This window comes from Cytobacillus spongiae (assembly GCF_021390075.1).
Window position 1 is genome coordinate 3726751 of record NZ_CP089997.1, and the last position, 11391, is coordinate 3738141.

Below are 11391 nucleotides of genomic sequence, written 5' to 3' on the forward strand. Positions count from 1 at the left end.
GCTTGAGATGGATGTCGAAGCGCTTAACAACAATTGATGAATTTTCAGACACAAAAAAGAAAAGAGCTCAGATTGAACTCTTTTCTTTCAAATCTATATTCGAGTTTAGCTAATCATAAAGTGTGGGTATAACTATTTTACGATAATTTTGTAAGGAACTGTGCTTGCTGCTCCAGTAGCATCTTCTACTTTTACATAGTAAGTCCCTTTAGTTAATTTCGTTGAGAAAATTTCATGATCCCCACGGCCATAGACATCCGATTGTGCTACTTGCTTGCCTTTTGAATCATACACTGTGATTTTCCCATCAATATCGGTTGGTGCTTCTAATTCAATTGTGAATTCTTTCGATTGAGAGATTGGCAGCTTGTAATAATCTGCATCTCCCTTGTTATCGGTTAAGTTTAGATAACCGAATGCGTAGAATCGATTCTTCACTGGTTGGTTTAGGACTAATGGTTTACTAGGAATATTTGATTTGACAACTGACCCTTTATCTTCATCAGCCATTGTTGTTTCATCCACTTTTAACACATACGGCGTTAGGGATGACTTGTTGAAATAATCCATTGTTAAAATAAAGTATCCCATACCCTTTCTCGTTTTGAAACCTGTTCTTTCTTCATCATTGAAGAAGCCATAGTCTACCATTGTAAACTTTCCTTCTTCTTCTTTATCCATTTTTCCATTTCCATTCGTATCTTCAATAACAACTAATACAGGATCAATCTGCGCTTTAACATCATTCGGTACATTTGCATATTTGGCAGGTAGTGTACCTGGAGTTACACTGATTCCATAAACACTATTTTTGTTTGGCTTGAAATAATAGGTATCCATATCAGCAGAACCAGAGAAATTCCCTGTAATCCCTTTAGTTGTAATAGTTACAGCCGTTTCAAAATCATTGTTATTTTCAAAAGCATCGGCAGTGTTTTTGACCTTTGTTTTGATTGTAAAACGATAAGGGTCAAACGATGGGCGATACATCGGATCTGCAATACGTAAATAGTAGGTTTCTCCCTTTTGTAAGCCTACATAGAACGTATCCTTTGGCTTTGGCATCCAATCGATAAACGACATTTCTTCATTTGAGTATATATACCTAAAATCTTTAAGCTTTTCATCATACTTCATAATATTCATACCAACTGGCTTATACTTACTAGAGTTGTCCATTTTAATTTCAAAAATAGAGTCTGATTCTGGAGTGAATGTAAACCAATCTTCATCACCCATTAACTGTACATATCCTTCTGCTGCTTTCCCTTCTTCCAGTGGTAGTGCAGCTTCTTTGATCATTTTGATCATTTCTTCATATGGATTAGCGAATGGGTCAAATGCTTGCTGCTCAATTTCATTTTTTCTAGCTACGTATTCTTCTAAATTCCCTTCAGCAAGTTCTTCTTCAACCGTTTCCATTCCCATTTCAAATGGAATTCCATCTTCATCCGCTTGCAATGCCTTCGTATCAATCTTCAATTGATATGGAAGATTAGAGGAGTAACTGCGTTCGTTATCAATTTCTACTTCCCCAAAGAAGAACATCATAAATGGATCAATAAATGGCTTATTTGTCACTTCAACCATATACTCTTGTCCTGGGAATGCACTAAAAATTAGCTCTTCCCCTTTTCCATAGCCCTTCATATCAGCCATGTCCATTTCTTCTACAAATTCTTCCCCTTCATACTGGTTAATCATATGTAACCGTAATGATGGATTGATCCCAGGAACTTCTGAAAGGTTTATCTTGACTGCAACCATCTCATCTTCTACATTCCCTGGTACTTTAAAGCTAAAGAAGTCTGAATCTCCATGGACCTCCATTAATTCTTCAGGAGTTTCTGAATCTTCTGCAGGCATTGTTTCTTCTTCCAGCTCTTCTGATTCCGTTTCTTCTGATTCTTCAGCAGGAACAAACTCATCTGTATAGTAATTTTCTAATTTCGAGGAATATGGTAAAGATTCAATAACAACAGGTGAATCCATCGTATTGCCATCTTCCTTTAGTTCCAGCGTTCTTTCAAGCATTAACTTGTAAGTAGACGCTCCAGTTTCATTATATTTCCCATAGCTATCTTTGACAGCAATTACTAACATTCCATCTTCAGGTGCTTGGAAGAGACCACCTTCAAGTTGGTTTTCTCTAGTATCATTTACTTCTAGCTTTTGAACCGGCTTGTCTTCGCCATTTTTATAAAATAATAGTTCATATTTAAGGTCATATTTACTTGTACCTTCTAGCTTTAACTGAACGTATTCACCTTTCGTCAGTTCTGTTTTATATAGATCGGCTTGGTTTAACTTAACTAGCTTCCCAGACTTCTCAATTGTGTCAAATTCTCCAAGGTCTTGGGCGTTTTCTAGTAAACTATTTTCATTTACTAATGGATTTGCAGGGATATGCTTTGGATCAAATGATAGCATTTTTTCAATATCAATCATTCCATATCCATACTTTAAATCGTGCCCTTTATCTCCCATATCTTTAGCCGTTTTGGTTAAAACATAATTTACTTGATATGGTGTAAGATTTGGATATTTAGATAACAGTAGTGCGACAGCTCCTGTTACGACTGGTGATGACATAGAGGTTCCGCTCATTTCGACGAATGAGGAGCCTTTTTCATAGTCATACACAGAAGAATATACTGCCTCACCGGGTGCTACTACATCTACTGATGGTCCATAGGTAGAGAAATCGGCTAATACATTTTTATCATTAGTCGCTCCTACACTGATAACGCCATCAAATGAAGCTGGATAATTCAAGATGTCCGCACCATCATTCCCAGCAGATGCTACGACAGTAATTCCAGCATCAATAGCTTTTTGTACAGCATCTTTCAGGATAGGTGATGGATAGAACGTCCCTAGACTCATATTGATAACATGTACCTTCTGGTTAATTGCCTCAATAATTCCCTCTGCAATCACATAGTCTGTTACAAATGGAGAACGGTTAAAAACATCAATAGAGACGATTTCTGCGTTTGGAGCAACCCCATAGCCTCCAATGCTGTTCCCTTTTTCAGCAGCAATAATTCCCGCTACATGTGTACCATGAGAATCGGCCAGGCCTTTCTTTAACGGATTCATAGCGTTTTTATTTGCTACTACTTTGTTTTTCAGCTCCGGATGATTTGTATCAACTCCAGTATCAATGACAGCTACTTTTACTTTATTTTTCCCAGCTAGCCCTTGTGCTTTGGAAAGGTTCAATGCCTTAATATGATACATCATGTTTTCTTTTACATCGGTTCCCATCGTTTTTGCAAAAGCACTTCTAGTCACAGAAGTTACGTTCCCAAGCTTTGCATACTCTGCAGCAACAGCTTCAAGCTTTTTACTACTGGAAACCTCAATTACATCATAGCCTAAGCTTGCAAAACGCCTAACTAGCTTTCCACCTGCTTTATGATGGTCGCTAGATGATAGAGGTGTTTTGTACTTAACAATTAATTGATTCTCTGAAAACTTTTTGTCTTGATCCTTCGTAATTTGACTCGACTTGACCGAATTTTGCTTTAGCCCTAAGCGTTCCAACTGCTGATATAAACTCTGACTAGGTTCTTTCTGAGCAGCTAAAGTAGCCCCTGGTAAGAATGAACCTACCACTAAAGACGCAGCAAGCCCAACCGCAAGGCTTTTTCCTTTAATAGTCTTCAAGTAATTACCCCCTAGAAATTTTTTCCACCAAAACATAAATTCTATATAACTTATTAAACTCCTTTTTAAGAAGAGTTAAAAAAGTATGAAATTTATGCCCATTTATATAAACGTAACAAACCTGTAAAAAGTTTCATAAAGTTACATAAATTTTCCTAGCGAGGGATTATGTGGTGGGAATGAGAGGGACAATGGGGTCAGGTTCCCTGTCCCAGGGGGACAATGGGGTCAGGTTCCCTGTCCCAGTTAAGTGGAAGGGTAGTAACATTCTTAAGAATAACCAATTGCTTGTTGGCTTTCCTTATGAGATTGCAATTAATAATCTACTAGTCTTTAAGGAATTAAAAAACCTTCTGAATTTGCATAATTTGGTTGTTTTGAGCTCCAAACTATACAAGTTCCTGGAGGAAGTTTACATTATTTTCATTTGGGCTTTTCAATGCTCTTGAAGACAAATAATTTCTTGTCTCCAAGGAAGAGGGACGAGGAACCCGTCCCCATGTCCCCATGGGGGACAAGGGGGTCAGGTTCCCTGTCCCAGTTAAGTGGAAGGGTAGTAACATTCTTAAGAATAACCAATTGCTTGTTGGCTTTCCTTATGAGATTGCAATTAATAATCTACTAGTCTTTAAGGAATTAAAAAACCTTCTGAATTTGCATAATTTGGTTGTTTTGAGCTCCAAACTATACAAGTTCCTGGAGGAAGTTTACATTATTTTCATTTGGGCTTTTCAATGCTCTTGAAGACAAATAATTTCTTGTCTCCAAGGAAGAGGGACGAGGAACCCGTCCCCATGTCTCACCCATGTCTCATGGATCTGGGTGAGTGGATACCAGCAGATCAATTGAAGAAACCACTGATTCCATAATATATAATGGTACGCGAATATCTGCTCGATCAGCTCCTCCATCAATTAGAATATCCTTCCCATTTGGCGTTTATATTAACGCACTATCTCCTTGATCTACATTAAAAAATTGAACCTTCATTTCTTTATTTGGTACTGTCACTTTAAACCGTTCATCTAGTGCTCTTGCTAAAAATGCGGAGAATTCCCCTCTTTTTACGCTTTGAGTTAGTCGAAACGTATTGTCAGGAAACCCACTAGTAATCCTTTCAGCAAGAATTTTTTTAATCGATGAAAAAGCAGCCATTTTCGAGTTAACATCCACAAATGAGAGTTCTTCTTCAGCTACAAGCTTAAATGCCCTTGCTAGAAAGATTGCTATTTCCCCTCGATTAACGATTAAATCTGGATAGTAGTTTCCATCTTTATAACCTGATATTAAGCCCGCCTCTACAGCTGACTGAATATATCCACTGGCAAAGCTCCCTTTCCCTACATCCGGAAAATCCGTATCTCTTGAAGTATTGTCTAGTTCTAGCGCCCGTCCGATCATGACAGCAGCCTGAGCTCTAGATACAGCCCCTTCCGTTTGAATAGTACCATCCAAAAAGCCGGTAATAATAGACTTATCAGCTAAATAATTGATTTCTTCATAAAATCGGTAATCTGGATTTAAATCCTTGAATCCTTGTGCAGATGCATGAATAGAAAAATTACCTCCCAAAAAAAACAAAGGCCGTTATGAAAATACTTAACGGGACAATGGGGCCGGGTTCCTTGTCCCGTCGTCTATATATCTTATTATTCTGTTACTTTTCACCCCCATATCCCAACATTTGAGAGACAGAGACGAGAGACAAGGGAACGGGTTCCTCGTCCCAATAGAGGAGATCCACTATTTCTGTAGAATTTAGTCATTGTCTGTTAATCTTTTGAAAGATTATTAGAATTGGAGGTGGACTTTTTTTGGCTAGGAAAATTCGAAGAAAGAGCAATAGTGGGATTTACCATATTATGATGCGAGGTGTTAACAAGCAAACTATTTTTGAAGAAGATGAGGATAGATATCGATTTTTAGAAACTCTAAAGAGGTATAAAAGGCAGAGTAAATTTCAGCTTTATAGCTATTGTTTAATGAACAACCATATCCATTTATTAATGAAGGAAGACAGTGAATCGATCTCAGACTCCATGAAGAGAATAAGTTCAAGTTATGTATACTGGTATAACTTTAAATATGATCGATGTGGACCTTTATTCCAGGATAGGTTTAGAAGCGAATGTGTAGATAGTCAATCCTATTTTCTTAAAGTTCTTAGGTATATACATCAAAATCCATTAAAGGCAGGGTTAGCCAAAAGCGTAGAAGATAGTAAATGGACAAGTATACGTGAATACAAGTTGAGGTATCCTTTTGTTGATGTTGATGTTGCTTTAAACTTGTTTTCTGAGGATAGAGCGATGGCGCTTAAGTATTTTTTGGAATATATAAATGAGATAAACGAAGATGAGTGTTTAGAAGATATTCAAAGAGTAAGGATGAATGATGATGAAGTTAGAGCTGTATTCCGTGAAAAAGGAATATCAAATATTAGTACTTTGCAAAGAATGGATAAAGTTGAAAGAGATAGATTACTATTCATTATAAAATCATTAGAAGGAGTATCTTTGAGGCAAATATCACGTATTACTGGCATACCCAAAAGTATCATCCATCGAGTACACCCCCCTCTTGAATAATCCATTCGTTACTTCAATATTTAATTCCTTAAATTCTTTAATCATTATAGGCATGGGACGTGGAACCCGACCCCTTGTCCCGCTATTTATGGGACGTGGAACCCGACCCCACGTCCCGCACAAGTTTAAAGGCATCGACTTTTCCAGGGTCGATGCCTTAAGCGATGGTTGGTCTTGGTAACCTATTGGTTTACCAACCAAAGCCTTACCGTATAATATTTATATCATTTTTTGTCGAAATATGTCGATGGATAATCCGGTTCATTTTTTCATAAGTACATGATACCTATGTATTTACCTTGTACGAACCATCTAAGTTAACTATACCCAATTACTTAAATTGATTATCATTATAAAAACTATTTCAAGAAAATTCCGTCCTCTCTCCCCTTTACAATTTTCGACAAAATATGGTACTATTACCATTGGGCAAATTTTACGAAAGTAAAAGACGCAAAGCTACGGACCTAAGACGTTTGTCACGTTATGGTGGCCGAGTTGCATAAACTACATCATTCCAAGAAGACGCTTTTGTAACTGCTTTGCCTAATCAATTATGATGAGGTATTGAAAATAAATGATCTATCCTACCTATTTAGATGAATCAACTGGTCTAAGGCACATTGTAAAGAATAAAAACACGTGTGAATGCGGAGCTAAGTATAACGCATTCCCTACTTGTCTCAGAAGCGACCTTAAGAAAGTCCAGTTTAGAAAAGAAGAAGAGATCAATTGTCCTACCTGTAAGTCACTACTTGAAATAGAGTTATCTGTTAGCGTATAAAAATGATTGCTTATCCATAGCAATCATTTTTAAAAAAGTTGCCACTGTATTGTGGCAACTTTTTATTTCTCTGTTTCCTTAACACTTCTTTATCACAACTTATACTCTTCATCCAAGGCTCTCGCCATAAATGCCGAGAAGTCCGATCGAATCAGCTGTTTATTTGGCCGGAACGTGCCATCTGGGTAGCCAGTTGTAATACCGTCAGCTAGTATTCTTTTTACATATTCATAGGAAGAGCTTCCTTGGCTAACGTCGGAAAAAGAGATCGTCGCTTCAGAGGTTAGGCTGAATGCTCTTCCAATAAAGATAGCCATTTGGCCTCGAGTGACTGGAGCATCAGGGCGATAGGTTCCATCTGGGAAACCGGTAATTATACCTCTTTCCACAGCTGATTGAATATAACCAGATGCTTTTAGAGATTTACCTACATCTGAAAAGCTCGTATTTCTTTGTTCGCTATTTAACCCAAGTGCCCTACCGATCATGATTGCCGCTTGAGCCCTAGTCACTGTAGCATTTGGCCGGAAATCTCCATCAGGAAATCCTGTAATAACATTTCGGTTAACAAGGTACTGAATCTCTTGGTAAAATCGATGGCTTTTCATCACATCCGTAAAAGAAGCATTCACTTCTTTCCCAACCGTAACGTAAACCGTTTTACTAATATTCCCTCCCGTGTCTACAACTTTGATTTCAAGTACTGTTCCGCTATCCTGAGGATCAATTTCCACTGAGAAATTCCCGTTAGAATCAACCCTCTCACTGCTAATCGTGTTCCTATCTTTATTCACAACCACTTTTGTTCCTAGCTCTGCCATCCCTGTTACTGCTCGATCACCAGGCATCACTTTTCGTACAGTTGGCGGCTCAGGAATTGTTCGGTCTATAACATACGCTGTAACACTTTCACTTCTGTTTTTAGCTGCATCCTCTACATAAATGGTGTAATAGTTACCTGGGAGAAGCGCACCCAATTCCATTCGAAATGTACCTGAATGATCTGTTATTCCTTGAGCAATGACTTCAGGCCATGCCTGAACATATACAGTAGCTCCTGGTTCGGCAGTCCCCGTAATGAAAGCGGAAAGATTGTTCAATTCATTCACTTCCGGCATATTTGGTGCTGTTGTATCCTTGACTGCTACATCCTTTTCCGCTACTAAGGCTTGGTCAGTAGAAAACACACGGAAGGTCAGCGTACTATTTTCAATTAAGCCATTAACAGGGATTTGAAAAATACCGTTATCATCCGCCTTGCTACTCCCCACTCGTTCTTCTCCTCTAAAAACTTTCACATCATGATGGGCGTAGGTTCTCCCTTTTAATACCGTTGTTTCTTTCGTCAATTCATCTATAGAAATTGGTGCTACATTATAGTGGAAGGAAAAGGGTTGATTTGCTGGGTCTGTTAGCACAAGCTCCAAGCTCTCCTTTTCTCCTAGGATGTAATTCGTTAACTCAAACGTTCCATTACTTTTTAATGGCACTGCTTCACCATTTATTTTCATATTCAAGAATGGTAGCGTTGCTCCACTTATATTTAGTTGACCATCCTTTTTGATCAACGGAGTATCATATATAACAAGTGGGACCTCAGTCAAAATTTTATCGGTCTTAATTTTATTCTGAATGATATCGGTTTCGGAGAGCAAGGCCTGTTGTCTAGATGGAGCATAGGAACCACTACTGATACTTTTAGCTACTAAATTCCCTTTAACGGTCAGTCCACCATTACTTCTTAAGCCACCTAAGACATAAACATTCCCTTCTATTGTGACATTCCCATCAATCGTTAAATTCGCACTCGGTGATATATACACATCTGAAGTAATCGTCTCATTCTTTATCGTTGTAGAGGTGTTTACTAAATAGTCTTTTAAAGGCTCGACCTCTCTTACAACTGAAAAATTACCCACTGACAAATCTACATTTTCACCATTAACTACTATTTGATTATCATTAATATCGGTCATTTCAATAGAGTGAACCTTCCAGGTCCCTACTTCGTCTCTATTTGTAATATATAGTTCTTGCTCTGATCGATTAGGATTATATTTTCCAAACCAAAAGGCAACAGATCGAATGGTTTGGCTCTCCGGCATTTGATAGTTAACAACTGCCTGTTTTAGCAAGGTATCATCGTCACCTTCTACGACAAGGTTAATCGATTGCTCCGATTCAATTTGGTCCCGATCAATCGAAAGTTTAGTAAAGGTCGGGGGATTAGCTTCTGTAAACACCCTGAAATGCCCTTTTTCCGTAAGCGTCCGATTAGACTCTAAAATATAATTATTAGCAGTATCCCTTACAGAGATGTAATTAATCCGGTATTCACCAGACTCAAAGTTATCTGTCAGGTCAACCGAACCTTCAAAAGCATCTGTTTCTTCATTATAAGTAAGACGGACGTACATTGACTTATAAGTAAGGGGCATACTGTAGGATATATTTACCGAATCCACCTTCACGTCGTCAGAAGCTTTGACCGTTATCTTTACAGACTCTCCAACCCAAGCTTCCGTTTTATCTATCGAAACTTGGTCAAGCCTTGGCTTTGTGATATCGGCAGCTGCAGCTATTTTCTCATAGGGTAGAACTAAATTTAGAAATAATAGCAAAACTAAATTTATTGAATAGAATTTTTTCACCTTTTGCACTCCTTTCAAAAAACGTTGAAAAAACCCTCCAATTTTTTGGAAGGCGTAGAAATATATTTTATCAATATCTAGGTCATGTTTGTAATGGTAATAACAACCATATTACCTTCAAAATGAGTTCTTCTATCGACCTACTCAACTCTTATTTCTTATTCATACCTAATACTTGTTAAGCTCTTTCAAAGTCTTCGCCAAATCCACAGTCCCATCCGCTGCCTCCTGCAAATAGTCGTCTCTGTGAGCGATGGTCATTACTTTGCCTTTTCCTAGCTTAGCCGGACGCTTTAGTTGTAAGTTTTGTTCGCTAGATTCTCTAAGTACCATTTCCATTTGTGAATTTCTTATTTCTCGGCGCTTCGACTCAACTTCCACTACAATTTTTACACAGAGTTTTTCCTGTTCTAATTGAAGATAGTATTGGTCACTGGTTGTCGATGGCCACCAGAATCCCCAAAACCCACCTGTTTGATTCGGAACATACCCCCAATTCCCGTCAAGTTCCTTCTGTAATTCCATAAAGAAGCCTTGCCAAGCAAATTCATCCCATTCTGAAACCGGTTTGTTATTAAACGCACTCACCTTATCTTCAATCGAATTCAAGTGACGGTAATAGTCTATGAAAATGGGATGATTGACCCCCTTTTCCCAGCCTCTTTTTAGAACGTCTAGCATTTCTCTTCGCCTGAAAGGATAGTATCCTACTTTATTAGGTGAGTGATAATGGCTTTGATCCCCAATTTTAAAATAGACAGGTAGCTGTGTTAATGCTGGATACTCCGCCTTCACTGTGTCCCTGTATCTCTGTAGTTGGTCTGAATGGTCCTTTGTATACGTCTTATCTTCTATTAAAATCGCATATGTATTGTTCACAATGGCTAAGATATCAAGGGACTTAAATTGCCTTTTTATTTCAATGGATTCTACTGTAGGGGCTGGAAGCTTATGAGCATTAAAGATTCTATCGATAAAATCCACTGCCGCTTCATGCAGCTTTCTGTTAAGGTCTCTATGAGAGCGCGGGCTCCAGGACATAAGCCAGCATAAAAACGCATCCTGGGAAAGCTCACTAGTAGCAAACGAAAATAAATTCGGCTCTTCCATCTCAGCAGATTCACTCACCCTTGCCTCGTCTAACAAATCTTGAATATCATGATTCCCAGTATATTTTTCCCAATATCCTCTTCCTAGAATAGAATCTACATTCATCCTCGGACACAACACGCGATCTCGAACCTCAAGAATGCTTCCTGTATCGTCTGAATACTTTAGGAGCAGCCTGTCATCCCCTTGCTGTGCAATAATTTCAGGGATTTCGTCGACCTTTTTCACATATCCACAGCCGCTTTGGCAAATGAGAGCGGGAAATGCATCAATTACTACTTCACCATCCTTGCCTTGATTCATCGTTTCCCAGCCATCTTCTATCAGTATGCCATTGCATCGTGGGCAAGCCTTAGTATCTATCATATTATCTTCCTCCTTTAGGGACAGGGAACCCAGTCCCACGTTCTGCTTCATCCCGCTTATGAATAAAATATAGCAAATTCAATATATAAATTATAGGAATATTCATTCTCGGAAAGTGATAAAGAAAACCCCCTCTCACACGAGAAGGGATTAATTATAAAAGGTTATTAGCTAAGGAACTACGGACCGCCCAGGACAGGGTACTCGGTCCTATGTTCCA

The 11391-nt window shown here is 38.4% G+C and carries 5 protein-coding genes and 1 riboswitch; of the genes, 1 reads left to right on the forward strand and 4 read right to left on the reverse strand.

Annotation, left to right across the window (positions count from 1 at the left end; genetic code table 11):
• Positions 1–132 precede the first annotated feature (132 nt).
• Positions 133–3672 (reverse strand): S8 family serine peptidase, encoded by a 3540-nt coding sequence (locus LS684_RS18790; protein ID WP_233808378.1) that lies wholly within the window; start codon positions 3670–3672, stop codon positions 133–135.
• 939 nt (positions 3673–4611) lie between these two features.
• Entirely contained in the window at positions 4612–5244 is a 633-nt protein-coding gene (locus LS684_RS18795) for an S-layer homology domain-containing protein (RefSeq protein WP_233808379.1), read from the reverse strand.
• A 242-nt stretch (positions 5245–5486) separates the two neighbouring features.
• Between LS684_RS18795 and LS684_RS18800 the strand changes: the two genes are divergently transcribed.
• Complete coding sequence (locus LS684_RS18800; protein WP_233808380.1) at positions 5487–6260, forward strand: transposase; 774 nt, start codon at positions 5487–5489, stop codon at positions 6258–6260.
• 418 nt (positions 6261–6678) lie between these two features.
• A riboswitch (cyclic di-GMP riboswitch) is annotated at positions 6679–6766 on the forward strand.
• 370 nt (positions 6767–7136) lie between these two features.
• On the opposite strand, the gene LS684_RS18805 is transcribed toward LS684_RS18800, so the two are convergent.
• A complete protein-coding gene (locus tag LS684_RS18805; protein WP_233808381.1) occupies positions 7137–9695 on the reverse strand; it encodes an S-layer homology domain-containing protein in 2559 nt (852 codons plus the stop codon).
• Positions 9696–9863: 168 nt separating this feature from the next.
• Positions 9864–11171, reverse strand: coding sequence for a PD-(D/E)XK nuclease family protein (locus LS684_RS18810; RefSeq protein ID WP_233808382.1), 1308 nt, complete (start codon positions 11169–11171; stop codon positions 9864–9866).
• Between the last annotated feature and the right edge of the window lie 220 nt (positions 11172–11391).

Excerpts from the sequence above, each read along its gene's own strand:
- LS684_RS18810 (WP_233808382.1), bottom strand. The coding sequence starts at position 11,171 with ATGATAGATACTAAGGCTTGCCCACGATGCAATGGCATACTGATAGAA.